Annotated in this window: 22 protein-coding genes and 1 pseudogene; 17 read left to right on the forward strand and 6 right to left on the reverse strand. The window is 63.5% G+C overall.

What is annotated here, in order from left to right:
• The first annotated feature begins 301 nt into the window (after positions 1-301).
• Both BWQ92_RS09750 and BWQ92_RS09755 read left to right on the forward strand, forming a co-directional pair.
• Positions 302-1,774 (forward strand): APC family permease, encoded by a 1,473-nt coding sequence (locus tag BWQ92_RS09750; protein WP_076799336.1) that lies wholly within the window; start codon positions 302-304, stop codon positions 1,772-1,774.
• Entirely contained in the window at positions 1,771-2,514 is a 744-nt protein-coding gene (locus BWQ92_RS09755; protein WP_076799337.1) for an IclR family transcriptional regulator, read from the forward strand. Before BWQ92_RS09750 ends, BWQ92_RS09755 begins: the two co-directional genes overlap by 4 nt.
• A 61-nt stretch (positions 2,515-2,575) precedes the next feature.
• Here BWQ92_RS09755 and BWQ92_RS09760 read toward each other — a convergent pair whose 3' ends face one another.
• From BWQ92_RS09760 to hxlB, 4 genes are all read right to left on the reverse strand, one after another.
• On the reverse strand, positions 2,576-3,553 hold the full coding sequence (locus tag BWQ92_RS09760; protein WP_076799338.1) for a glucose-6-phosphate dehydrogenase assembly protein OpcA: 978 nt from the start codon (positions 3,551-3,553) through the stop codon (positions 2,576-2,578).
• A complete protein-coding gene (gene zwf / locus BWQ92_RS09765; protein ID WP_076799339.1) occupies positions 3,550-5,106 on the reverse strand; it encodes a glucose-6-phosphate dehydrogenase in 1,557 nt (518 codons plus the stop codon). The genes BWQ92_RS09760 and zwf overlap by 4 nt, the downstream gene beginning before the upstream one ends.
• A 169-nt stretch (positions 5,107-5,275) precedes the next feature.
• Positions 5,276-5,899, reverse strand: coding sequence for a 3-hexulose-6-phosphate synthase (gene hxlA / locus BWQ92_RS09770; protein WP_076799340.1), 624 nt, complete (start codon positions 5,897-5,899; stop codon positions 5,276-5,278).
• A gap of 84 nt (positions 5,900-5,983) precedes the next feature.
• Complete coding sequence (hxlB, locus tag BWQ92_RS09775; RefSeq protein WP_087874713.1) at positions 5,984-6,583, reverse strand: 6-phospho-3-hexuloisomerase; 600 nt, start codon at positions 6,581-6,583, stop codon at positions 5,984-5,986.
• A gap of 261 nt (positions 6,584-6,844) precedes the next feature.
• Between hxlB and BWQ92_RS09780 the strand changes: the two genes are divergently transcribed.
• From BWQ92_RS09780 to BWQ92_RS09845, 15 genes and pseudogenes are all read left to right on the forward strand, one after another.
• Complete coding sequence (locus BWQ92_RS09780; protein WP_076799342.1) at positions 6,845-7,618, forward strand: FadR/GntR family transcriptional regulator; 774 nt, start codon at positions 6,845-6,847, stop codon at positions 7,616-7,618.
• Positions 7,602-8,309 (forward strand): cache domain-containing protein, encoded by a 708-nt coding sequence (locus tag BWQ92_RS09785; protein ID WP_076799343.1) that lies wholly within the window; start codon positions 7,602-7,604, stop codon positions 8,307-8,309. The genes BWQ92_RS09780 and BWQ92_RS09785 overlap by 17 nt, the downstream gene beginning before the upstream one ends.
• A gap of 712 nt (positions 8,310-9,021) precedes the next feature.
• A complete protein-coding gene (locus BWQ92_RS09795; RefSeq protein ID WP_076799344.1) occupies positions 9,022-10,506 on the forward strand; it encodes an APC family permease in 1,485 nt (494 codons plus the stop codon).
• A 619-nt stretch (positions 10,507-11,125) separates the two neighbouring features.
• Positions 11,126-11,506, forward strand: a complete 381-nt coding sequence (locus BWQ92_RS09800; protein WP_076799345.1) for a cupin domain-containing protein — start codon at positions 11,126-11,128, stop codon at positions 11,504-11,506.
• A 9-nt stretch (positions 11,507-11,515) separates the two neighbouring features.
• The gene (locus BWQ92_RS09805) at positions 11,516-12,001 is read left to right on the forward strand and encodes a dimethylamine monooxygenase subunit DmmA family protein (protein WP_076799346.1); all 486 of its coding nucleotides are present in this window, start codon (positions 11,516-11,518) and stop codon (positions 11,999-12,001) included.
• Entirely contained in the window at positions 11,998-12,975 is a 978-nt protein-coding gene (locus tag BWQ92_RS24520; protein ID WP_076799347.1) for a PDR/VanB family oxidoreductase, read from the forward strand. The genes BWQ92_RS09805 and BWQ92_RS24520 overlap by 4 nt, the downstream gene beginning before the upstream one ends.
• Positions 12,972-13,970: a heme-dependent oxidative N-demethylase family protein gene (locus BWQ92_RS09815; protein WP_157365130.1), complete on the forward strand. Its 999-nt coding sequence runs from the start codon at positions 12,972-12,974 to the stop codon at positions 13,968-13,970. The genes BWQ92_RS24520 and BWQ92_RS09815 overlap by 4 nt, the downstream gene beginning before the upstream one ends.
• 353 nt (positions 13,971-14,323) lie before the next feature.
• A complete protein-coding gene (locus tag BWQ92_RS24275; RefSeq protein ID WP_236783165.1) occupies positions 14,324-14,983 on the forward strand; it encodes a hypothetical protein in 660 nt (219 codons plus the stop codon).
• Between the two features lie 56 nt (positions 14,984-15,039).
• Positions 15,040-15,444 carry a copper amine oxidase gene (locus BWQ92_RS24425; protein WP_250637856.1) on the forward strand — a complete coding sequence of 135 codons (405 nt, stop codon included), beginning with the start codon at positions 15,040-15,042 and terminating at the stop codon, positions 15,442-15,444.
• Positions 15,441-16,257, forward strand: a pseudogene (locus tag BWQ92_RS24280) (copper amine oxidase). Before BWQ92_RS24425 ends, BWQ92_RS24280 begins: the two are co-directional and overlap by 4 nt.
• Before the next feature lie 198 nt (positions 16,258-16,455).
• The gene (locus tag BWQ92_RS09825) at positions 16,456-17,112 is read left to right on the forward strand and encodes a DUF5134 domain-containing protein (protein WP_076799348.1); all 657 of its coding nucleotides are present in this window, start codon (positions 16,456-16,458) and stop codon (positions 17,110-17,112) included.
• A gap of 157 nt (positions 17,113-17,269) precedes the next feature.
• The gene (locus BWQ92_RS09830; protein ID WP_076799349.1) at positions 17,270-18,775 is read left to right on the forward strand and encodes a glyceraldehyde-3-phosphate dehydrogenase; all 1,506 of its coding nucleotides are present in this window, start codon (positions 17,270-17,272) and stop codon (positions 18,773-18,775) included.
• A gap of 7 nt (positions 18,776-18,782) precedes the next feature.
• On the forward strand, positions 18,783-19,808 hold the full coding sequence (locus tag BWQ92_RS09835; RefSeq protein ID WP_076799350.1) for an ATP-dependent 6-phosphofructokinase: 1,026 nt from the start codon (positions 18,783-18,785) through the stop codon (positions 19,806-19,808).
• A 37-nt stretch (positions 19,809-19,845) separates the two neighbouring features.
• A complete protein-coding gene (locus BWQ92_RS09840) occupies positions 19,846-20,439 on the forward strand; it encodes a histidine phosphatase family protein (RefSeq protein WP_076799351.1) in 594 nt (197 codons plus the stop codon).
• Between the two features lie 107 nt (positions 20,440-20,546).
• Positions 20,547-22,706: a transglycosylase domain-containing protein gene (locus BWQ92_RS09845; protein WP_076799352.1), complete on the forward strand. Its 2,160-nt coding sequence runs from the start codon at positions 20,547-20,549 to the stop codon at positions 22,704-22,706.
• 64 nt (positions 22,707-22,770) lie between these two features.
• Here the strand turns inward: BWQ92_RS09845 and BWQ92_RS09850 are convergent, their stop codons facing one another.
• The gene (locus tag BWQ92_RS09850) at positions 22,771-23,502 is read right to left on the reverse strand and encodes a GAF and ANTAR domain-containing protein (protein ID WP_076799353.1); all 732 of its coding nucleotides are present in this window, start codon (positions 23,500-23,502) and stop codon (positions 22,771-22,773) included.
• A 29-nt stretch (positions 23,503-23,531) separates the two neighbouring features.
• Positions 23,532-24,314, reverse strand: coding sequence for a DeoR/GlpR family DNA-binding transcription regulator (locus BWQ92_RS09855; RefSeq protein WP_076799354.1), 783 nt, complete (start codon positions 24,312-24,314; stop codon positions 23,532-23,534).
• Positions 24,315-24,370 lie beyond the last annotated feature (56 nt).

The following is a 24,370-nucleotide window of genomic DNA, read 5'->3' on the forward strand; positions in this document are numbered from 1 at the left end:
TGTTCCTAGAGGGTCAGCCGAGCTCTGCACCGAGCCCTACTCCTGTGATGCAGGTCACTTGCTTGCCTTACAAGAAGCAAAACTACGCGAGCGAATTGGTTTAGGCGAGGCTTTCATAAAGATTTACATGAGAAATTCGGGAGCATAAATTCTCACTCCAGTTAACATGTTGGAAACATTTGGAAACACGCAGACGCCTATCGCTGGCGGCGCGGAAATGCTAATGTTCTGCACCTTGGCTCGATGACTTGCGCCTTCGGGCAAGGCGAGCGCGCCCATCCGAAGGGAGAGTTGGTACCCAGTGTCTGCACGCGGTGATCGCTTCATCACTCCCCGTTCTCCGGTGGAGGGTCTCCGCCGCCGGAATCTTTCCTTCTTGCCTGTCTTCGCGCAGGCAGTTGCCGCTGTGGCACCGGCGGGCGCAATGTCCGTCATTCCGGCTCTTGTCTTCCCCGGTCTTGCTTTTGGATCCAATGGACCGAACCCTGTGGTGACATTCGGCGTAGCCATGGCCGTCATGGTCCTGGTGGCCTTCTGCCTCAGACCAATGGCGAAGCGGATGGCAGCCGTCAGCGGTCTCTACAGTTACACGGCCAAGGGACTTGGCCAGCGCACGGCGATCACCGCCGGGTGGTCCGCCATGTTCGGTTACGGTCTTGTGGCCATGGCCAGCCTGCTGCTCGTTGGCATATACGTCGCCCAGATGTTCACCAACCTTGGGGTTCCCGCCGCGGACTCCAAAATCTTCACGGTCCTGGTCGTTCTTGCCGCCGCGGCCGGCGCCTCTCTCCTCATGGTCAGAGGTATCCGCATATCGGCGTGGTTCACGCTGCTGATGGAAACGATCTCAATCGGAGTGCTGGCCGTCCTCATGACCGTCTACTTCGTCTTCAACCCGTCGAAGTTCAATCTGGGTAACGTGTTTACCTGGAACGGAAATCTTGACGCGTTACCCATCGGAATCGTCGTGGCCGTGAGTGCCTTTGTTGGCTTCGAAAGCCCGACCACTCTGGGCGGGGAGGCGTACAGACCCTTTGCCACCGTTCCCCGCGCCATCACGTGGACACCTATCCTCATGGGTACGCTCTGTATTCTGGCCGTGACCGCGCAGGACGCGGCCCTGAAGGAGGCACCGTTAAGCATTGCAACGAGCTCTACCCCACTGTCTGACCTGTTTTCCCAGGCTTCCCCCGCGGCCGCTGCGGTCCTTGACCTGGGGATCGCAGCATCGTGGTTTGCGTGCGCGATCGCCTCTGTGAACGCCCTCGCCCGAATATTTTTCTGCATGGGCAGGGAAGGCGTCGCGCCGAAAATAGCCGGCAGGACCCATCCCGTCTTTCGGACCCCTTCGATGGCAATCCTGTCGGTAATGCCGGTGGTTGCCGCCGTTCCCGTCGTGGTCATCATCTCAGGAGTCAGTCCTTACCAGGGGCTCGTGAGCCTCCTGACGCTGGGCGCTTACGGATACCTCGGGTCCTATATTCTGGCCAGCGCGTCCCTGCCCTTCTTCCTGCGCCGCATCGGGGAGAGTACCTACTCCAGCTGGATAGTGGGCGGCATAACGACGCTGGCCGTCGGAGCGTTGTTCTGGACGGCTGCGGCGGCGTCGATTCGCACAGGCAGCCTGCAGACCGTCGTCTACGCCGGCGTCCTGCTCGCCAGCGTGCTTTACGCTACGTTCCTTCGCCTCCGTTTTCCCAAGCGTCTGGAATCTGTGGGCATCTACGACGAGACCCGGGAACTGGACCTGTTTCAGGGCAGGCCCACTCCATGAACTACTACCGGCCCACCTCCAAGCCCAGCACAGCGTCAAACCCGCTCAAGATCCTGGAAGTTGTAGCACAGTACGGCACGGGGACCACTGCGAAAGAGATCACTGACGCCCTGCAGATGCCACAGGCAACCGCCTACCGCGTGCTCAATTCCCTGGTGGCGGACGAATATCTGGCCCGCACCTCCGACCTCCGCGGCTTCGCGCTCGGACACGCGATTTCTGGACTCGTTACCGCTGCCAACCCGCCCACCGTTCCCACTGCTGCCCGGACGGTAATAGAAGATTTCCGCCGCGGAAACCGTTTCGCGGTGCACCTCATCATGTTCCGCAACGCTTCCCTCAGAATTGCCGATGAAGACCGGGACTATCCGCTCCATTCAGCTTTCGAAATGCTCCGTTATCCACATGCCTCTGCGGCAGGAAAACTGATGCTCGCCGAACTGGGCGATTCGGCTGCCCTTCTTCCGAGAGGGCCATTAACGAAGCTGACACAGCACACCATCACGGACACTGGCCGGCTGGAAGCGCAGCTGGCGGAAATAAGGCTCAAAGGCGAGGCCTCGGAAATCAATGAACTGGCACAAGGGTCAGCGAGTCTGGCACTTCCGGTAGGACTGCCCAACAGCCCCGCCGGCGCAGCCCTCTGCCTCTCCGGCCCCTCAGAACGGTTCACCACTATCTACGAGCACGCCGCAGCTGCCCGGGAAGTGAGCACCAGGCTCGCTCCCCTCCTGTTCTGACTGGAAGAATCTGACTTGAAGCTGGAGGGGAGCTCTGCCTACTGGGATACCTGGCCAGCACTCATGCCGGCACCCCGAATGCGTCCAGCTCCAGGTTGGCCTGCTCAAAGACGCTTTCTTGGTACAGCACCTCGGAACTGCCAAGGCTACGGACCGTTTCACCGAACACCTCGTCCGGGTCGAGGCGGCGGAGTTCCTCGATGAGGCAGTCTTCAAGACTGCGGCGCTGCAGGGAGATCCGCTGTGCAGGCTGCCCGGGCTGGGTCAGTTCGGCGACGGCGGATCCGGGCCGGAACAGCCGGATGTCACCGGAGGACCGGGAAAGCCGGACACCCCGGATCCCGGTGCCGGCGGGGTGCGCGACGATGGTGACGCGGGCGTTCAGGGCCCGTTGCAGCCAGGTGGCCAGCAGGATCGTGCTGGGGGAATCGGAGGCGCCCTCGACGGCGACGGCGGTAACCGGCGTGGTGTCCGGCTGGTCCAGGACGGCGGCAAGCTGGATCCGCCAGTTCGTCAGCCGGGTCCAGGCAAGGTCGGTGTCACCGGCTTTGTAAGTGCGGCGGATATTCTCCAGGGCCCGCTGCGGGTCCGTCTCGTTCGCGGAGTCCGTGATCCTGCGGTGGGCGATGCGTCCGATTGAGGTTTCGCTGGCATTGTCCGGTGCACCGTGCGGCCACCAGGCCACGATCGGAGCGTCGGGCAGCAGCAGCGCGGCGACGAGGGACTCGCTTTCCTCGGCGAGTTCGCCGTAGCCGCGCAGCACGATGACCTCGGACGCACCGGCGTCCCCGCCGACCCGGATCTGGGCGTCCAGCCGGGTGGACTCTTCCGGTGAACCCGCGGCGAGCACGATGATCCGGCAGGGGTGCTCGCGGCTGGCCTCATTGGCCGCCGCGATGGCTTCTTCTTCCAGTCCCGACTTGGTGATGACTACCAGAGTCATGACGCGGCCAAGGGCGATCACGCCGCCCTGTTCGCGCAGGGACTGGATCCTCTTGGAAACCTTGGAAGTAGTGGTGTTGGGCAGATCTACAATCATGGCCTTCTCCAGGTGCGCCCATCACGGGCTAGCAGCTCATCAGCCGAGGCGGGGCCCCAGCTGCCGGGCGCGTAGGGCTCGGGCTGTTCGCCCAGGCTGGCCCAGTATTTCTCGAACGGGTCCAGGATTTTCCAGGACAGCTCCACCTCCTGGTGGCGCGGGAACAGCGGCGGCTCGCCCAGGAGCACGTCCAGGATCAGCCGCTCGTACGCCTCGGGGCTGGATTCCGTGAAGGAGTGCCCGTAGCCGAAGTCCATGGTCACATCCCGGACTTCCGCCTGGGTGCCGGGGACCTTGGAGCCGAAACGGATCGTGGCGCCCTCGTCAGGCTGGACCCGGATCACCACGGCGTTCTGCCCAAAGTTATCATCGGTGTGGTCGCGGAACAGCAGGTTCGGTGCCCGCTTGAACACGACCGCGATTTCGGTGACCCGCCGGCCCAGCCGCTTGCCGGCGCGCAGGTAGAACGGCACTCCGGACCAGCGCCGGGTGTTGATGTCCACGCGGATCGCCGCGTAGGTTTCGGTGGTGGAGTCGGCCGGGATGCCTTCCTCCTCCAGGTACCCCTGCACCTGTTCCCCGCCTTGCCAGCCGCCGGCGAACTGCCCGCGGGCCGAGTGGGTGGAGAGGTCCTCCGGCAGCCCGACCGCGGCGAGGACCTTTTCCTTTTCCGCGCGCAGGTCATCGGCGTTGAAGGAGATCGGTTCCTCCATCGCGGTCAGCGCGAGCAGCTGCAGCAGGTGGTTCTGGATCACGTCGCGGGCCGCGCCCACGCCGTCGTAGTATCCGGCACGGCCGCCGGTGCCGATGTCCTCGGCCATGGTGATCTGGACGTGGTCCACGTACTTCGCGTTCCAGAGCGGTTCGAACAGCTGGTTGACGAAACGCAGCGCCAGGATGTTCTGGACCGTTTCCTTGCCCAGGTAGTGGTCGATCCGGAACACCGCATCCTGCGGGAACACCGACTCGACAATGTCGTTGAGCTGCCGGGCCGATTCGAGGTCATGGCCGAACGGCTTTTCGATCACCACGCGCCGCCACTTCTCGCCCTCGGCCTGCGCCAGCCCGTGCTTGGACAGCTGCCGGCAGACCTGTTCGAAAGCCTTCGGCGGGATCGACAGGTAGAACGCGTGGTTCCCGCGCGTGCCGCGCTGCTCGTCCAGCCCGGCGAGAGTGGCGGAAAGCCGTTCAAAGGCGGCGTCATCGTCGAACGCGCCCTGCACGAACCGGATGCCTTCGGACAGCTGGTTCCAGACCGCCTCGTCAAACGGCGTGCGTGCGTAGGACGTCACCGCGTCCTTCACCTCGGCGGCGAAGTCCTCGTTGTCCCAGTCCCGCCGCCCGAAACCCACCAGCGCAAAGCTCGGCGGCAGGAGTCCGCGGTTTGCGAGGTCGTAGATGGCCGGCAAAAGCTTTTTGCGTGCCAGGTCTCCGGTTACGCCAAAGAGCACCAGGGACGATGGGCCCGCCACGCGGGACAGGCGGCGGTCGCGCGGGTCCCGGAGCGGATTCTGCCCGGACCTCACACCCGAATCAAGGTAAGTAACAGACATTGTTGCCTTCTAATTTTCGACGGGCGGTGCCCCGTCGACCGACGGTCACGAGCGGCAAACCGTTTCCCTATCCCTACGACTGCGGCCCCCTGACGTCGCAGGGGGCCGCAGTCCGGTGGCGGCGTTCCGCGCCTTTCAGCAGCGCGGAACGACACGGTCAACCGGGTGATTAGACGATGGCGGCGCGGAGTTCCTTTGCGGCCTGTGCGGGGTCCTCGGCACCGTAGATGGCGCCACCGGCGACGGCGACGTCGGCGCCGGCCTTCTGGACGTCACCGATGGTGGCCAGCTTCACGCCGCCTGCCACGGAGAACGGAACACGGGCCTCGGCACCGGCGCGGAGCAGACCGTTCAGGTCGAAGCCGGGCTTGGCCTGCTCGTCCAGGCCGGCGTGCATCTCAACGAACTTCGCACCCAGGGCGCGGACTTCCTTGGCACGGGTGACCTTGTCCTCGATGCCGATAAGGTCAACGACAACGCCCTTGTTGTGGGCCTGGGCTGCCTTGACCGCACCGGCGATGGTGGAGTCGTCGGCGGAACCGAGAACGGTAACCAGGTCAGCGCCGGCCTTGAAGGCGATGTCGGCTTCAAGTTCCCCGGCGTCCATGGTCTTCAGGTCGGCGAAGACGATCTTCTCCGGGTGGGCGTTCTTCACGGCGGTGATGACGGAGAGGCCTTCGGCCTTGATCAGCGGGGTGCCCAGTTCGATGATGTCAACGTGCTCGGCAACCTTGCCGGCCAGCTCGAGGGCAGCTTCGGTGGTCAGGAGGTCGATGGCAACTTGGAGCTTCATGGTGTTTTGTTTCTTTCTGTTGTGAACTGCAATTGGGTGTTGAAAACGTTGGGTGTGAGAAGCGCGCCCCTCGGGGGTTTGCTCTTACTCGAGGTTGGCGTGGCGCAGCCACAGCTCCTCAGCCGGCTGGGCGTCGTTGTCCCAGAGCGACTGGAAGATTGCCTCGGTGGCCACGAAAAGCGCCTGCTCGAAGAGGGACCCGGCGTACTGGCGGGAAACGCTGGTACCGTGGTCGGTCTTCTGGGCTGCCGGAATGATCACCACAGCGTCGGCCAGACCGGCGAGCGGGGAGTCCGGGTTGGTGGTGAACGCGGCAATCCGAGCGCCGGCCTTGGCCGCAGTCTCTGCTGCCTTCACCACACCTGAGGTCGTTCCCGATCCGGAGGCCACCAGGAGGAGGTCGCCGGAGGCGATGGCGGGCGTGGTGGTGTCGCCGGCGACGTGGACGTTCAGGCCCAGGTGCATCAGCCTCATGGCGGCCATGCGCAGGACCAGGCCGCTGCGGCCTGCTCCGGCGACGAAGATGCGGCCCGTCAGGTTGATGTGCCGCGCCAGCGTGGCTACCTGCTGCTCGTCGATTTTGGCCACCGTGGCCGAGATCTCGTCCTTGACGAGGGACAAGTTGCGCACAATGTCTTCCGTGGTGCTGTACACCGCAGTCGTCGCGGTTGCTGTCGGATTCACGATTTTTCCCTTCGATTCGGCCATCGGCCTGTAGCAGCCGAGTGGATGCTTTCTGGTTGGTATCCATAATTCCGAAGCAAACGGGTGGGGGTAACACTGTTTTCTGACAGTTCTTACTACCCTTAAGGATTGGTCCTCGGTTGGGGCAGGACGCTTGGGGACGGGAAAATCTAAAGGCTCTGTAAGAGATCAAAGCCCTTTAAGTACTCCCGGACTGTAGTATTAGCCCCAACCCGTACCCCATGTTCGGAGCGCAGACTTTTGGCCTCGCCGACCCCATTCGAGTCGCAGATATACAGGTCCCTGCCCGAAATCGAGCGGGCCGATGCGATCGTCGACAGGATTTCCACGGCCATCGCGCTAGGGCTGATCAAGGTAGGCGAACGTTTGCCTCCCGAAGCCGCGCTATCGGACATGTTCGGAGTGGGTGGCGCAACCCTTCGTGAAGCTTTGGGAGAACTGCGCGAGCGCGGAATCGTTGAGACCCGCAGAGGCCGAAGCGGCGGATCCTTTGTGGTCAGGCAGCCCCAGACCCAGACAGACGCGATACGCGATTGGTTCCTCTCGACGTCCATCTCCGAGATACGCGACATCGGCGACGAACACTCAGCTATTGCCGCTACAACCATTCGTCTGGCATGTGAGCGTGCGGAACCGCACGACTTTGAGCGGCTCCAGGAACTTGCCCGGGCATTGGTTCTGGCCAGGACCCCCGAGGTCCGTGCATCTGCTGACAGCCGCTTCCATATCGAGCTGGCAGTGTCTGCCCAATCACCGCGGTTGGCCAATGCAGAAATCCGGCTCCAGGAAGAGTCAGTCCAACAGCTGTGGGCTCCCCTCGGTGTAGCACTTGACCCCGAAACGGCAACCGCTGAACACTTGGAACTGGTCCGGGCGGTAGCCCAGGACCAACCGGAGAAGGCCCAGAAACTGGCGCTTGAGCACATCAGGCGGAATATTTTTCACCTCATTGACACGAAACTGACCCTCGGATACAGCCAATCAATTCAGGAACCTGATGAAGCCCGACAATGAAGTCGTACACGCCGCCAACGCCCTCACTTCGTGGACCAAGGGAGTCGCCACCGAGATCGAGGAGCTTTCCCGCAACGTCGCCTCGCTGCTTGAACGAAATCTCGTGGACAAGCCCAAGGTCGACAAGGGTGCCTTGGCCGGACTGGAGAAGCTCTCGCGGGATTTCCTGGCAAAGAACGCTTTCGCCGTCGGGGCCGGGACGTTCTTCGCCCATGAATTCGTTGAGGAGGGCGGCCGGGCCCTGGAATGGTGGTCCCGCAAGGGAACGGGCTCGGTTGAACGGCTTGATCTTGACCGCACTCCGGGCAGCAACCGGTACTACGACTATGAGAAGCTGCCCTTCTTCTCGACTGCCGCGTCCACAGGTGAACAGACCCTCTGGGGCCCGTACATCGACTATCTCGGCTTCGAGGAATACATCCTGACGTTCACGGCCCCCATTTCTGTCCACGGAACCTTCACGGGGGTTGCTGGATGCGACATCCGGATCAAGGACCTCGAACCCCTCATCATGCCCTACCTGCGCCTGATCCGGGGCAACGCCGCCCTCATCAACGCCAGCAACCGCGTCATTCTCGGCAACTCCGGGATGTACTTGGTGGGCGAACGGATCAAACCCGGATCTCCGGAGCAGCACCGGCTGCCTCTGGACGTTCCGCATCTGGGGCTTTCCCTGATCTACACCCCCTAAGTCCCGCCCCACTTGCCGGCATATAAGCTGGCCAGCTTGTACTCCAAAAACATTCAGGGCTGAAGCTTTCTCGAGAGGCAATGAAACGGCGGCCGGCGGGCCTGTCTGGCGTTTTAGTCGCCCCCCTGCGGAGGCAGCCCTCCCCCGCCGGACCCCACAGGGCCCTCCGTTCAGCCCGGGCCGCCGCTTGGCCGGAAAGCGAACATCTCTCGCCCCAGACTGGGAGTAAAGCCCCAGTTTGCGCCCGACTGCGCGGACCAGGCGGGACAAGACTGAGCGAGGCGGCGCACTCAGTACGCCGGCATGACATCGCACTGTTGCCTCACGGAGGGTGGCAGGGCCAAGCCGCGGCGATTTTCGGGAGGCGGCCCGGTCTCGGACGAGATTTCGAAATTAAAGCTATTGCAATGGAGCTTTAAGGAGTAATCTTCGAAGTGATCTGTTTCACAGGAGAGCCGGCGTGCGTGCGTGCCTAGCCGGCTCGGAAGCCTTCAGCTCGAAGAATCCGGCGCTCAATGCCGACCCGCCGGGGTTGGAGAGGGGATCACCGAAAGCGGCTTCGCTTCCAGGCGTTCATTGATGAGCCAGACCTGAAGCGGCGGAACCGGGACAAAGGTGTCGTATTCGGGAAGTGCTTCCTCATCCGGCCTGCGACCTCACGCAGGACCAAGACACAAATCTGACAACGTTCAGTTGTCCAAGGGAGATTGTTATGAGTGAAAATCGTTCCGACGGAGTCGACAATCTGGAAAGGTCGATCGACTGGAAGCAGGGCTTGGCTATTGCCATGGGGGTGCCCCTGCTGATTCTGCCATCGTTGGGCTACCTTCCGATGTATTTGTCGGCAGCAGCCATTCTCATCTGGGGGTTGTCGGTCGTTCAGGGTTTCCTGCAGAGCACTGCGTACGCTGAAATGGCCACCACGTTCACCAAGGCCTCTGGCCTGCCGGGCTTTGCCCAAGCCGTATTCCGCACGGAGAACTACAAAGGAAAGTACGACAAGAGCAAACTGCTCGGCGGCTTCAGCGCCTGGAGCTACTGGTTTGCCTGGAACCCGGTCCTTGCGATCTTTTCCATCCTGGTCGGCGGTTACCTCCATGGGCTGTTTCCAGTGCTGGGTGAGACCTTCACCGAATATCAGCTCTCGCTGATTGCAGGTCTCGTGATATTCACACTGTTGTTCGTCGTGAACTGGTTCGGTCTCAAGGATGGCGCCACTCTGGGATACATCCTGGCCGCCTTTTCGCTCATCCCCCTGGTGGTCCTGACAGCGGCACCTTTTGCCACCGGACATGTTGACATGTCCAAGATCACCGGCAGCTGGCTGCCGACTGACTGGGCCTGGGACGCGCACCATGTCCTGATCCTCTTTGGCATCTTCGCGATCGCCCAGTGGAGTGCCTGCGCCTGGGAAACAGCCGCCATCTACGGCCCTGAATACAAGAACCCGGCAAAAGATGTGTCCAAGGCGCTGTTTGCCTGCGGCATCATCTGCTTCTTCTCCTTCGTGGCGGTCCAGTCTGCGGTTATCGGCGTGCTTGGCGTTGATGGCGTGGTGGCCGAAGCGGTATCGCCGCTGATTCCGGTGGCCCAGGCTGTCTTTGGCGAAGCCGGCTCCATGGTGACCATCATCATGCTGATCGCTGCCATGGTGCTGATCATTCAAACGGCTTATTTGGGCTCCTCCCGCGCCATGTATTCCATGTCGGCAGAAGGCAACCTTCCCAGGTTCCTCGGCAAAACGAACCGCAACGGAACTCCGTTTGTTGCCATGCTGGTCATTGCAGCCTTCAACCTGGTCCTTATTTCCCTGGGAACGCCTGCGGCAATTCTTGCGGCATCGGCGATCGGCTACACCTGCGCCAACGGCATCAGCCTGTTCGCCTATGTACGGGCGAAGAAGCACCCGTCCTTTGCTCACTTGGAGCGGCCTTTCAAGGCACCCAGGGGCTGGAAGCACGTGGCCATGCTCTTCGGCCTGTTCAACCTGCCGTTGTGCCTGGTTGGTGTCGTCTACCTGAACAGCCTGGAGGTCGGCTGGACCTCAACCTGGGTTGGCTTCCTCGTGCTGGCCCTCTACATACCGATCTGGCTGTACTCCCAACGTGAATCCCGCCGCGCCGGACAGAGGAAAACGACGGACCGCTCGTCAGATTATGGCGTCGAAAACGCCGCGAAGGTTCCAGATCCCACCTGATAGCACCGGCACCTAACTTTGCTCCGACGTCGGTCAGCTTGCCGATGATCTGACCCAAACAAAACAGGAAGGCAAGACTGTTCCAGGACGGTCTTGCCTTCCTGTTTTTATGCCATGGCGCCGGCCCCTCTCCCCCAGCAAGGCCCGCCCGCCTCGAATACCTCCAGGACGCACCTTTTCGGCCTCTGACAGCGTCAGCAGTGCCCTCAACCACTGACAGGCGGACAGTGATGAACAAGGGCTTCTGCCGCTGAAACACGCGGTTGGGCGGGCTTGCGGCCTGAGGCAACAAGCAGTGCCAACGTTACGCACACGAAGCCAAAAATGACCATACACCTGAATATTCCAAAAAAAGTCTGGACTAGATGAATTAGGAGGAGTAGGTTTGCTTGTGGGACGAAAACAGTGACCGGCATCACACCAGCAGACCTCAGAGCAGAGCTCGGCTGGCGTCTCTGGAGAGCAGAGAATGCCGGATTTGCAGATCCCCTCCCGGACCTAACCGGGGGTCGTGGGGTGATTTCAGCGCAATTCCATCACCCGCCCGAAGACGAACGGTTCTGACAAAGACGAACAGTTCAGACGAAACCTCAACCACACTATTCACACAGGAGTAACCATGGAAACCTCCCTCGTAGGAACCCTGAGCAAGGCCGGATCCATCCACAAGGTAGTAGGCGGTTACGTCGGTCTGCCGTCGATGAACGAGCCCGGCACGGTCGCTGCGATTGGCGACTCGCTGCACAACCCGGAAGGCTCGGTCATGAGCGCCGGCTTCTTCGAGCTGAAGGCCTCCGAACCCCTGGTGTACACGTACACCTACGACGAGATGAAGGTCGTCATCGCCGGTGAGTTCATCCTCACCGACGAAACCACCGGCGAAGTCACCCACGCCAGGGAGCGCGACGTGCTGTTCTTCCCGAAAGGCACGACCGTCAGGTTCGAAACCCCTGAATACGGCCTCGGCTTCTTCGCCGGCGACCGCACCTTCGCCCCGTAAGGACCGACCATGTGTTCCGCGTCCATGCCGCCGGCAGCAGGCACAGGCCTGGAACCTGGTTTCCGCGGTGTCATCTGTGCGTCTTTTGGCGCCACAGGTGACACCGCGGGTCATCACACCGGTATCCAGCCCAGGCATGACCTCCGTTTCCCAGCTGCAAACCACGAGGCCCTCACGGAGCTGAGGACCGCACTCGGACGATCACACGTCGGAGTCCGCCTCGTCCTCGCCGGTCCCCCGGCGGATATCCGTGCAGCCGCAGCCGCCGCAGCGGAATGCGGACTGCAGCAGGAGGAGATCACACTCCTGAGTGATGAGGCCGCCCCCCGGGTAATTTACTGCCCGCACTGCCATACGACCACCAAAACCGTACGACCTGCCGGCTCCGAGGTGCAGTGCAACGGGTGCGCCACCAGTCTGGCCACCACCGATCACTTTTCGCGCCGGATGGGCGCGTACCTGGGCTACGCAGCCCATGCCGAGGAGGCATCATGACTATCACGGCCCTCCCGATCAGCGCCCACCCGGCGGTGGAAGGCGGCCTCCAGCTTGAGGTGACCAACATCAGTCCTCAGACGGAGTCGATCGTCAGCATCACGCTGGCCGACCCGTCGGGCCGGACACTGCCGTCCTACGTCCCGGGCAGCCACCTGGTCGTCCAGTACGGCAGCGGCGTGAATGCGTATTCGCTCACCGGCTCGGGCAACGGCCCGTCCGAATACACCATCTCGGTCCTCCGGGTCGAGGACGGTGCGGGTGGTTCGGTGGCGATGCATCAGCTCGCCGTCGGCGACCTGGTGTATGTCTCCCGGCCCCGCAGCGCCTTCGCCCCGGCGTCAACCGCCACGCACCACCTGCTGATTGCTGCCGGCATCGGCATCACGCCCGTTCTCTCACATGCACGGGCCGCCGCCGACCGGGGCACCACCTCCTCCCTGATCTACGTGTACCGGCCCGGGGCCGGAGCCCATGTCGAGGAGGCGCGGGAGCTGCTGGGACCGGCCCTCACCGAATGCAGCAACCGGACCAGTTTCCAGAAGGTCCTGACCGAACAGCTCACCACCCAGGGCCTCGGAACCCACCTCTACGTCTGCGGCCCCAACGACTTCATGGACGCAGTCCTGGAACAGGCGCGGGAGCTCGGGTGGTCACCGGCCAGGCTGCATTCCGAAGCGTTCGGCGCGGCTGAACTGGATGAGGGCGAACCCTTCACCGTGAACCTGGTCCGCAGCGGCATCAAGCTGGACGTGCCGGCCGGTGTTTCACTGCTGGAGACCCTCGAAAACGCTGGCAAGAGCATCCCCAACATGTGCCGCAAGGGCATCTGCGGCGAATGCGTCCTCCCGGTCCTTCGGGGCACCCCGCAGCACCGGGATCTCTACCTCACCGAGCAGGAAAAGGCTGAGAACACGACAATGATGTGCTGTGTTTCACGCAGCGAAGACCCAGAACTGGAGTTGGACCTTTGAGCATCACCATCGACAGAGACACTGAGACCACCACCCTCCCGGAACGCATCAGGCGCTTCCCCTTCCCCTTCAACGGGGACATGTACCGTTACAGCGCCAACGTCGAACCGGCCAACAAGAACGTGGCAACGGACGCCGGCGCCTGGGGTGCCGGACTGATCGATATCGACGAGTTCTACCACCAGGAACTGGCGGACCGCGAAGCGATCCTGGGCCGTGACCCGTCGCGCATGGCAGTGCTGCCCCACATGCGGCCCGCCGTGTGGGACACGATCGCGACCCTGCTGCCCGCCATGGCCGCAGAAAACCCGGAGATCATGTCCTTCCACCGCGAAGGAAACAAGTGCCGCTGGCACAACGGCCTGCAGGACCTGGACATCGAATTCACCATCGGTGACGACGACTCGCTGCCCATGGAGCCGATGCGGTTCCTTGGCACCCAGATCCAGGACGACATCGTCCTGCTCGACGTCCGGGACAACACCCTGTGGCTCGACGCCGGTCTGGTCACCTTCGCCGCGGACTGGTCCTTCAATTTCGACGTCGGAATGAGCTTCCTCGAGATACACGGGCCCGTCCCGCGCGTGAAGGAAGAAAACATCATCAGCCGGGCCGAACAGTTCCTCATGCGTCTGCAGCCCGGCGAACAGTTCAGGCGCACCAACTGGACCATGACCGTCGGCAACCGCTTGGACACCTCCACCGAAACCTACCCCGAATGGGGCCCGGACCGGGGACCCATCGCGACCGATCCCGACATGCCGGACAAGCTCCACCTTCGCGTCGAGGTCCAGCACCTCATCCGGCTCCCCCACACCGGGGTCCTGCTCTTCCTGATCCGCAGCTACCTGCTGCCCCTCAGCGACATCGCCAAGGTCCCTACCTGGCGCGAAAAGTTTGGCCGTGTCCTGGCCGAACTCCCGGACGACATGGCCGAATACAAGGGCATCATCCGCTACCGCAAGGCTGCATCCGACTGGCTGCTGGCGGGCTGACGGCCCACCTGGCCCGCGCCGTCGGAAATAACTCAGTCATATGGAAGTAATCCATAAAAAGGGCTGGACTAGATGTTTTATATGGCGTAGCTTTTACTGCACAGACGGAATTTAGTGGCCGGGATCACACCGGGAGATGGTCCCTCCCGGACCGGACGAGGTTCGGAAGGGACCGTCAGCACAGTCTTATTTGCACCAACGATGAACAGTTCTGACAAAGGTGAACAGTTCTGAGAATCCATCCGGGCAGGTCGGGATCAACACCCAACATGCCCACACCAGGAAGCCGCACCCGCGGCTTCCAGCCAGTAGGCATTTTCATCCTGAATCAGGATCTATCCAAGGAGATAAGCATGACTCTTGATATTGAATCTTCGACTGTTGTTGGGGTGGCGCATCCGTTGGATCCGTTGTCGCGGGAGGAGATTTCGCGTGCGGTGGGGATTTTGAAGGCTGGTCCTGCTGCGGCGGAGTCGTTCCGTTTTATCAGTGTTGAGCTGCGTGAGCCGTCCAAGGCTGATCTGCGCAATGGTGTGCAGGTGGTCCGTGAGGCGGACGCGGTGCTGGTGGACCGGGCGGTCGCGCGGTCGTACGAGGCGGTCGTGAACCTGGAGACGGGCACGGTGGATGCGTGGAAGCAGCTGGCCGAGAATGTCCAGCCGCCGTTCATGCTTGATGAGTTCGCCGAGTGCGAGGAGCGTGCCGGAAGGACCCGAACGTTATCGCCGCTGGCCAAGCGGGGCCTGACGGACCTGGACCTGGTCTGCTTCGAGCCGTGGAGCGTGGGGTATTTCGGTGAGGACAACGAGGGCCGGCGCCTGATGCGTGCCCTGGTCTTCGTCCGGGACGAGGCCGATGACAGCCCGTACGCGCACCCGATCGAGAACTTCATTGTTTTCTATGACCTGAACGCCGGGGAGGTCGTCAAGCTCGAGGACGACCAGAAGATCCCCGTCCCTCCGCCCGGGGCAACTACCTGCCCAAGTACGTCGGCCCGGCCCGCACGGACCTGAAGCCGATCGAGATCACCCAGCCCGAGGGCGCCTCCTTCCAGGTCACCGGCAACCACGTGCGCTGGGCCGACTGGTCCTTCCGGGTCGGTTTCACCCCCCGTGAAGGCCTGGTGCTGCACCAGCTGAAATTCCGTGACCAGGACGTGGACCGCCCGGTCATCAACCGCGCCTCCCTCTCGGAAATGGTGGTCCCGTACGGTGACACCGCCCCGGTGCAGGCGAAGAAGAACGCGTTCGATTCCGGTGAGTACAACATCGGCAACATGGCCAACTCCCTGACCCTGGGCTGTGACTGCCTGGGCGAGATCAAGTACTTCGACGGTCACTCCGTCGATTCCCTGGGCAACCCGTGGACGATCGAGAACGCGATCTGCATGCACGAAGAAGACGACTCGATCCTGTGGAAGCACTTCGACTTCCGTGAAGGACCGCCGAGACCCGCCGCAACCGCAAGCTCGTGATCTCCTTCATCGCCACGGTCGCGAACTACGAATACGCCTTCTACTGGCACCTGTTCCTGGACGGGTCCATCGAGTTCCTGGTCAAGGCCACCGGCATCCTCTCCACCGCCGGCCAGCAGCCCGGGGAGAAGAGCCCGTACGGCCAGTCCCTGAACAACGACGGCCTCTACGCCCCGATCCACCAGCACATGTTCAACGTCCGCATGGACTTCGAAGTCGACGGGCCCAACAACGCCGTCTACGAAGTGGACATGGCCTACCCCGAACACAACCCCACCCACACCGCGTTCATGGCCGTGGACCGGCTCCTGGAAACCGAGAAGGCCGCGATCCGCAAAACCGACGAGGCCAAGCACCGGTTCTGGAAGATCGTCAACCACGACTCCAAAACATCGTCAACGAACCGTCGCCTACCGCCTGATCCCCACCAACGGGATCCAGCTCGCCGCCGGAGACGAATCCTACGTCTCCCAACGCGCCCAGTTCGCCCGGAACAACCTCTGGGTCACCGCCTACGACCGGACCGAACGCTTCGCCGCCGGCGAGTACCCCAACCAGGCCACCGGCGCCGAGGACGGCCTGCACATCTGGACCCAGAAAGACCGCAACATCGTCGATCAGGACCTCGTGGTCTGGTACACCTTCGGCATGCACCACGTCGTCCGCCTCGAAGACTGGCCCGTCATGCCCCGCCAGAACATCGGCTTCATGCTCGAACCCCACGGCTTCTTCAACCAAAACCCCACCCTCAACCTCCCCACCGAAACCCGCACCACCAACGGCGGCCACTGCTCCACCGGCAACAACCACTAACCACCAGCACCAAAAACCAGCAACACAGCACTAACCACCACACAGACGGTCCCCGGGCGCTGCCCCACGGCAGCACCCGGGGACCACCTGTATCCACCCCCAAAACTTTCCCCAGTCTTCGGTCCCCGGTGCTGACGGCATCCGCACCGGGGACCGAACCCCACCCGGACCCACCCAGACAGTAGGGCGTGATCGAACGTGTTCCATATCCCCGCACTCACCTGGACCCTCACAGCCGTCCTGCTCATCGCCGGAAGCTACCACCTCGCCCAGGCAGTCCGCGCCCGCCACCTCACCGACCGGGTCAACAACACCCTCCACGCCCTCATGAACACCCTCATGACCGCCATGCTCTGGAACCTCGGCCCCTCCACCCTGCTCGCCCAAATCGCCATCCTCGCTGGCGCCGCGCTCTGGTTCACCCTCCAGGCCGTCGCCCGCCCCGAATTCAAACTCCTCTGCGCCGGCAACCAAGGCAGACTCAAATGCGCCTACCACAGCCTCACCATGGCCGCCGCCGCCACCATGATCACCCTCATGACCACCCACACCCCCACGGCAGCCGCAACCGCAACCGGGACCGGGACCACGACCACCGCGGCGGGAACCCACACCACCCACCACGGCAGCGCCTACACAACCACCGACACCACAACCACCGCAGCCCTGGGCAACACCCCCGCCATCGCCCTCACCCTCGTCTTCGCCGCCGCCGCAACCACCTTCCTCATCCTCCGCCACCGCACCACCACAACCACCCACCACGGCCGCAAACACCCCACCCGCACCGAACACGCCCTCGAAGCCCTCGGCGCCACCACCATGGCCCTCATGTTCGCCACCATGACCACCTAACCCCCCACACCACCTACCCAAAAGGGTCGTTTAAAACCATCCGGAATTAGCGTTTCCCCGCCCCGCCAATGGCAGGACGATGGATGTCAAGCCCCTCTCTGGACCATCACACGAGCTAGAGCTCAACCAGACCACACCCTTTTGGAAAGGCAGTCCGATGCTACATACCTCTGATTCATATCTTGATGCGTGGATGGGCCGGGAAGCCCTCGCCGAGGCTATGATTCCGGTGATCGGTCAGCTGTACCGTGAAAACAACGTGGTGACCAGCATCCATGGCCGGACGTTGGTCAACAAGTCCACCATGAGCATCCTGAAGGCGCACCGTTTTGCCCGCCGGATCAGCAAGGACGAGCTGCCCTTGGAAGAGACGGCACCGCTGCTGAACACACTGGCCCAGCTGGACCTGGGTGCCGCTGCCATCGACGTTGCCCGGCTGAACCAGAAGTTCAAGGCCGACGGCGGGGACCGGACTCTGGAGGAATTCCTCCGCACCGAACTGGCTGAGGTCGTGGGCAAGCGGGGCGCCGACGAGCGCACCAGCACCGACGTCGTGCTTTACGGCTTCGGCCGCATCGGCCGCCTCGTGGCCCGCCTGCTCATCGAAAAGGCCGGCGGCGGCCACGGCCTGCGCCTGCGCGCCATCGTGGTCCGCCGCGGCTCCGACAACGACCTCACCAAGCGCGCCAGCCTGCTGCGCCGCGACTCCGTGCACGGTTCCTTCGAAGGAACCATCCGCGTGGACACCGAGGCCAACACCATCACGGCCAACGGCGTCCGGATCCAGGTCATCTACTCGGACAACCCGGCCACCATCGACTACACCGCCTACGGCATCAAGGACGCCCTCCTGGTGGACAACACCGGCCGCTGGCGCGATGCCGAGGGCCTGTCCCAGCACCTGCTGAGCAAGGGCGTGGCCCGCGTACTGCTAACCGCGCCGGGCAAGGGCGACCTGAAGAACATCGTGCACGGCATCAACCACCGCGACATCACCGATTCGGACCGGATCGTCACGGCTGCCTCCTGCACCACGAACGCCATCACCCCGGTCCTGCAGGCCCTCAATGACAAGTACGGCGTAGTCCACGGACACGTCGAGACGGTCCACTCGTTCACGAACGACCAGAACCTGATCGACAACTTCCACAAGGGCGACCGCCGTGGACGCTCCGCCGCGCTGAACATGGTGATCACCGAAACCGGCGCCGCCAAGGCCGTGGCCAAGGCACTGCCCGAACTGCAGGGCAAGCTCACCGGAAGCTCCATCCGCGTTCCCACGCCGGATGTGTCCATGGCCATCCTGAACCTGAACCTGGAACGCGGCACCACCAAGGACGAGGTCAACAACTACCTCCGCGAGATGGCGCTGCACTCGGACCTGCGCCAGCAGATCGACTACATCGACTCCCCCGAAGTGGTCTCCACCGACTTCGTCGGCTCCCGCCACGCCGGCATCGTCGACGGCCTCGCCACCATCTCCAACGACAAGAACCTGGTGCTCTACGTCTGGTACGACAACGAGTTCGGCTACAGCTGCCAGGTGGTCCGCGTCATGGAGGAGATGGCCGGCGTAAACCGGCCGTCATTCCCCGCGGCGGATGTCGTCGAGGAGGCAATGTCCGTGCTTGCTGCCGCGGAACCGGCCACTCCCACGATTTGAGCTGAACATGAAAATTGGAATCCTCACCAGCGGTGGCGACTGCCCCGGACTGAATGCTGTCATCCGCGGCGCCGTCCTCAAGGGCATTGCCATCCACGGCCACGAATTCGTGGGATTCCGTGACGGTTGGCGCGGAGTGGTTGAGGGTGACGTCATCGACCTCCCCCGGACCATGGTCCGGGGTATTGCCAAGCAGGGCGGCACCATCCTGGGCACGTCCCGGACGAACCCGTTCGAGAACGGCGGTGGCCCGGACGTCATCAAGTCGCACATGGACCGCCTGGGGATCGATGGCATCATCGCCATCGGCGGCGAAGGAACCCTTGCTGCCGCCCAGCGCCTCACCGACGCCGGACTGAAAATCGTCGGCGTCCCCAAGACCGTGGACAACGACCTCGACGCCACCGACTACACCTTTGGCTTCGACACCGCGGTGCAGATCGCCACCGAAGCGATCGACCGGCTGCGGACCACCGGCGAGTCCCACCGCCGGTGCATGATCGCCGAGGTCATGGGCCGGCACGTCGGCTGGATCGCCCTGCACGCCGGCATGGCCGCAGGCGCCCACGCCATCCTCATCCCGGAGCAGAAAGTCAGCATCGAACAGATCGCCCAGTGGGTGAAGGAAGCCCATGCCCGCGGGCGCGCCCCGCTGGTGGTGGTGGCTGAAGGGTTTGTTCCGGACCACATGGAGTCACCGCACTCCGAGCGCGGCCTGGACACGTTCGGACGGCCCCGGCTTGGCGGCATCGCCGACCAGCTGGCCCCGGAAATCGAAGCCCGGACTGGCATCGAAACCCGCGCCACCATCCTGGGCCACATCCAGCGCGGCGGCGTCCCGTCCGCATTTGACCGCGTCCTGGCCACCCGCCTGGGCATGGCGGCCGTCCACTTGGTGGTGGAGGGCCGCTGGGGCACCATGGTGGCCCAGAAGGGCACGGACATTGAACACGTGGGCTTCCAGCAGGCCCTTGGCCGCCTCAAGACTGTCCCGCAGCACCGCTACGACGAAGCTGCGGTGCTGTTCGGTTGAGCAGCGTTGTTCGGCTGAGCGCTCCTGTTCGGACACAATGGATGGCATGACCCTCACGACTTTCGCCCTCATCCGCCACGGCCAGACAGACTGGAACGCGCAGCGCCGGCTGCAGGGGTCCAGCGACATCCCGCTGAACGACGTCGGCCGCGGGCAGGCGCGGAACGCCGTCGCCGCGCTGTCCGGGCAGGAATGGGACACGATCGTCTCCTCGCCGCTGCGCCGCGCGGCGGAAACCGCCGAACTGATCGCCGCAGGCCTCGGGCTCACGGTGGCCCGCCACGTGCCGGAGCTCACCGAGCGCAGCTTCGGGCTTGCCGAGGGCCTGCAGGCGGGCCCGGAGCTGGAGGCATTGCGCATCCCCGGAGGCTTCCGCGGCGGCGAAAGCGACGACGAAGCGGCCTCCCGGGGCCTGACCGCCCTGGAGGCACTGGCCGAGGAGTTCCCCGGACGCCGGGTCCTGGTGGTAGCGCATGGCACGCTCCTCCGCCTGACCCTCAGCCTGGCCACCGGAAACACGCTGCGCAGCATCGACAACGCCGTACTGAACCTGGCCCACCACCACGCCGTCGATGGCTGGCGGCTCGAATACTTCAACGGCGAACCGGTAGTGGAGGCGGTCCACGGCTAGCGATTACGGACGCCGGGTCCTGCCTCTGCCGGACCCGCGGCTCTGGCCCGGCCGCGACGCGAAGCGTATTCTGAAGGCACGCTTTTTTTGGGGTGTGAACCGCAGGCATGGTACGCAAAAGCTTGGCATCGCGATCTCATACGGCCCTGGCAAGGATGCTGGGGTTCGTGCTCCTCAGTTGCCTTTGTGGCGCCCTGGTGGCCGCATACTTCGTTCCCCAGATTGCCGCCGCCGGCGTTGCCGTGAGCGGCACGGTCAACTTTTACAGCGGCCTCCCGTCAGAGCTGGCTGTGCGTCCCCCTGCACAAACCACAAAGATCCTGACGTCGGACGGGAAACTGATCGCGTCGTTCTACGAGGAAAACCGCGTCCGTGTTCCGCTGAACAAGATATCGCCATATGTCAAGAACGCCGTAGTCGCGATTGAAGACAGCCGCTTCTACGACCACAGCGGCGTTGATCCCATCGGCGTCCTGCGGGCGCTGGTGACCAACGTCTCCGGCGGGGAGCGGCAAGGGGCATCCACGCTGACGCAGCAGTACGTCACCAACGTGGCCAACGAAGCCAAGATCACGTCCGGACGCGAGGACGAGGTGGTCCTCAGCGGGGACAAGACCATTGGCGACAAGGTGCGGGAAATGAAGCTCGCGATCGAGCTGGAAAAGAAATTCACCAAGGACCAAATCCTTGAGGGCTACCTCAACATCGTGTTCTTCAACCGCAGCGCGTACGGCATCGAGGCTGCCGCGCAGCACTTCTACAGTGTTTCCGCCAGCAAGCTCAGCCTCCCGCAGGCCGCAATGCTGGCAGGACTCGTCAACAGCCCGAGCCTCTATGACCCTGTAACTAACCCGGAGAACGCCCTCAAGCGCCGCAACCTGGTGCTGGATGCCATGCTGGAGCAACGCAAGATCACCAAAAAGCAGCATGATGCAGCGGCCGCCACCGGCGTGGGCCTGAAACTCCGTGTCTCCAAGCAGGGCTGCGCCGCCGCAACCATCGCCCCTTATTTCTGCGACTACGTATCCCACCTGATCCTCAACAACCGGGCCTACGGGGCGGATGCGGAAGCGCGCGAGCAAAGGCTGCGCCGCGGCGGCCTCACCATCAGGACCACGCTGGACAGCCGGCTGCAGGCGGCGGCCCAGGCCCAAGTGAACTCCACCGCCGGGGCCAACCCGGGCAAGTGGGGTGCTTCGCTGGTGACGGTCCAGCCAGGCACCGGCAAGATCCTGTCGATGGCGCAGAACACGGTATTCCTTCCGCAGCGAGGCAAGTTCGACACCCAGCTGAACTTCAACGTGGACGCCAAGGATCCCAACGGCAATGACCTCAACGGCGCCGGTGGGTTCCAACCGGGCTCCACCATGAAGCCGTTCACATTCGCCGAGTGGCTGCACCAGGGACGGAAGATCACCGAGGTGGTGGACGCCTCGCGGCGGGAGTACCCGCTGGGATTCCGCTGGCGGGACTCGTGCGCCAAGGTGGTTGGTGGCTACAGCAGCAGGCAGCGCGCTGCGGGCCTGGAGACTGCGGACGATCTGCAGAATGCGTCAGCGGGCTACTACCGCAGGATGCCGGCCGACTACGGGCTTTACAACTCCATCAACACCGCCACCTTTGCCGAGGTGGCACAACTGGACATCTGCGGCATCCACAAGATGGTCAAGAGTCTCGGCCTGCACAGCGGCCTCGATGGGTCCGAGATCAACATGCACCAGCTGGGCAACATACTCGGCGGAACTGCCGTGTCGCCGCTCACCCTGGCGATGGCCTTCGCCACCTTCGCCGCCGACGGGCGCTACTGCGCGCCGATTGCCATCCAGCGCGTCACCGACTTCGCCGGACGGACCCTGTCCAGCCAGCAACCGGCATGCCGGACCGCCGTGGAGCCGAACATTGCCCGCGGTGTGAACTCAGTGCTGCAGGACGTGCTCAAGAAGGGTTCAGGCGTCTACATCAACCCGAAGGTCCAGAGCAAGGTCCCCGTGGCGGCCAAGACCGGCACCAACAACAGCAACGGCGCCACCTGGGTGCTCGGCTACACCACCGGCCTCGCCACCGCATCCTTCTTCGGGGATGCCCTGAACGGCCAGAAACGGCCGGGCAGGAACATCACCATCAACGGCAAGCACTACGACCGCATTGATGGCTACATGATCGCCGGGCCGCAGTGGGCCAACTACATGCTCAAGGTAGCCAAGATGTATCCGGCCAAACCGTTCCCCAAGCCCCCGGCGTCCATGATCCGCAAGGGCGGCAAGTAGCGCCGGAACTACAGGCAGCCGCGCCTACTCAGAAGCGGCTGCGCCGACTCAAAAGCAGCAGGGCCTACTCGAAATGCGTCTCAACACCTGATCCGGAGAGCCTGCCCAGGAGCTCCACGGCCACGTCGCGCAGCTTCTGGTTGCGGTTGCTGGAGACCTTGGCCAGGATGTCCATGGCTTCCTTCTGCGAGCACCTGTTCTGCGCCATGATCACCCCGCAGGCAACGTCGATCGCGGTCCGGCTCTGCATGGCCGCCTCGAGGTTCTGTGCCCGTGTCTGGGCAGCCCCCATCCGCACGGACAGGTGCAGCGTGCGGCTGGCCAGCTCCCCAAACTCCACTGCCTTGTCGAAGAGTTCGGCGGTGAAAATGCCCGGTGCCGGGCCGAAGAAGTTCAGCGCCGCACTGGCCCCCTCCCCGATGTCGAGGGGAACGCCCAGGGTGGAGTAGACGCCTTGCTCGGCGAGCCGCCTCTGGTACTCGGGCCACCGATCGTCCGTGTTGACATCGTTGAGCAATTCAGGGGCCATGGTGAACAGAGCCCGGATGCAGGGTCCGTCCCCCACGCGCTGCTCGATGTGGTCCAGCTCCACCGCACGGGGGCTGCTGCCGGCAACGGTGGTGGTATGCCTGCGCCGCTTGAGCGTCACAGCGCACTCGATGCCGGTACCGGCCAGGCCGCTGAGCGTGGAGGCGGCGAACGCGGCCAGCCCGTCAAGGAAGTTGTCAACGTTTTCGGCTCCAATCAGGATGTCCTGAAGTTGGAGTACAGCCGTTCCCTCGTTCGCTTCGGTCATTCCACAATGCTAGACGCCAAAAGTCCGCTTTAGGCTGCCTGCTCCCCCGTTTGGACCAGCTGCACACGCACGCCCGCATCCCTGAACAGTGCCACCTGGCCGGGGTCTGCGCCGGAGTCCGTCACCAGGGTCCACGGCAGGGCAAGTTTCGCCCACGCGTGGAACGGGCGTTTGCCCAGCTTGCCGGAATCCGCCAGGACATAGACCGCGTCACCGCGCCGGGCCATGAGCTCCTTGAGCCTGGTCTGTGCGTGGTCAGCTTCGCAGAGCCCGTCATCGGCCGTGACGGCGTCCGCGCCCAGGAAGACGCGGTCGAAGCTCATGCGTTCCAGGGCCGCCTCCGCCAGGGGACCCACAAACGTCTGGCTCACGCCCCGCAGCCGGCCGCCAAGGCAGTCCACCTGGATCCCCGGCGAGTCGGCCAGCTCCTGCAGTGTGTTGATCCCGGGGGTGGTGACGGACAGGTTCTCCCGTCCGCGCAGGGCGTGTGCCAGGGCGCCGACGGTGGATCCGCCGTCGAGCAGGATGTTCTCGCCGTCCTTCACCTCGGCAGCCGCCCAGGCCGCGATCGCGTGCTTTTGCTCGTATGCCTCGCCGGTCCGCTGCCGCAGGGACGGTTCGGGGTGCGCGCCCAGGGCCACGGCCCCGCCGTAGGTCCGGGCCAGCTTCCCCTGTTCGTTCAAATGGGCGAGGTCCCGCCGGATGGTGGAGGCCGTGACCCGGAAATGCCGCGACAGTTCCTCCACGGACGCCAGCCCCGTGGTGACGGCGAGGTGGTAGATCTCTTCGCGCCTGGCTTTGGCGGTGGTCATCTGTGGCTCTCCTTTGCTGTCACCATCGTAGGGGTCGGGCGGCGGTGCCGCCCTGT

The organism is Arthrobacter sp. QXT-31 (assembly GCF_001969265.1).
In the GTDB taxonomy this organism is placed as follows: Bacteria; Actinomycetota; Actinomycetes; order Actinomycetales; family Micrococcaceae; genus Arthrobacter.

Coding starts and splice junctions, on each gene's coding strand:
- BWQ92_RS09755 (WP_076799337.1), top strand. CDS start 1,771: ATGAACTACTACCGGCCCACCTCCAAGCCCAGCACAGCGTCAAACCCG.
- BWQ92_RS09760 (WP_076799338.1), bottom strand. CDS start 3,553: ATGATTGTAGATCTGCCCAACACCACTACTTCCAAGGTTTCCAAGAGG.
- zwf (WP_076799339.1), bottom strand. CDS start 5,106: ATGTCTGTTACTTACCTTGATTCGGGTGTGAGGTCCGGGCAGAATCCG.
- hxlA (WP_076799340.1), bottom strand. CDS start 5,899: ATGAAGCTCCAAGTTGCCATCGACCTCCTGACCACCGAAGCTGCCCTC.
- BWQ92_RS09785 (WP_076799343.1), top strand. CDS start 7,602: ATGAAGCCCGACAATGAAGTCGTACACGCCGCCAACGCCCTCACTTCG.
- BWQ92_RS09795 (WP_076799344.1), top strand. CDS start 9,022: ATGAGTGAAAATCGTTCCGACGGAGTCGACAATCTGGAAAGGTCGATC.
- BWQ92_RS09800 (WP_076799345.1), top strand. CDS start 11,126: ATGGAAACCTCCCTCGTAGGAACCCTGAGCAAGGCCGGATCCATCCAC.
- BWQ92_RS09805 (WP_076799346.1), top strand. CDS start 11,516: ATGTGTTCCGCGTCCATGCCGCCGGCAGCAGGCACAGGCCTGGAACCT.
- BWQ92_RS24520 (WP_076799347.1), top strand. CDS start 11,998: ATGACTATCACGGCCCTCCCGATCAGCGCCCACCCGGCGGTGGAAGGC.
- BWQ92_RS24275 (WP_236783165.1), top strand. CDS start 14,324: ATGACTCTTGATATTGAATCTTCGACTGTTGTTGGGGTGGCGCATCCG.
- BWQ92_RS09830 (WP_076799349.1), top strand. CDS start 17,270: ATGCTACATACCTCTGATTCATATCTTGATGCGTGGATGGGCCGGGAA.
- BWQ92_RS09835 (WP_076799350.1), top strand. CDS start 18,783: ATGAAAATTGGAATCCTCACCAGCGGTGGCGACTGCCCCGGACTGAAT.
- BWQ92_RS09840 (WP_076799351.1), top strand. CDS start 19,846: ATGGATGGCATGACCCTCACGACTTTCGCCCTCATCCGCCACGGCCAG.
- BWQ92_RS09845 (WP_076799352.1), top strand. CDS start 20,547: ATGGTACGCAAAAGCTTGGCATCGCGATCTCATACGGCCCTGGCAAGG.
- BWQ92_RS09850 (WP_076799353.1), bottom strand. CDS start 23,502: ATGACCGAAGCGAACGAGGGAACGGCTGTACTCCAACTTCAGGACATC.
- BWQ92_RS09855 (WP_076799354.1), bottom strand. CDS start 24,314: ATGACCACCGCCAAAGCCAGGCGCGAAGAGATCTACCACCTCGCCGTC.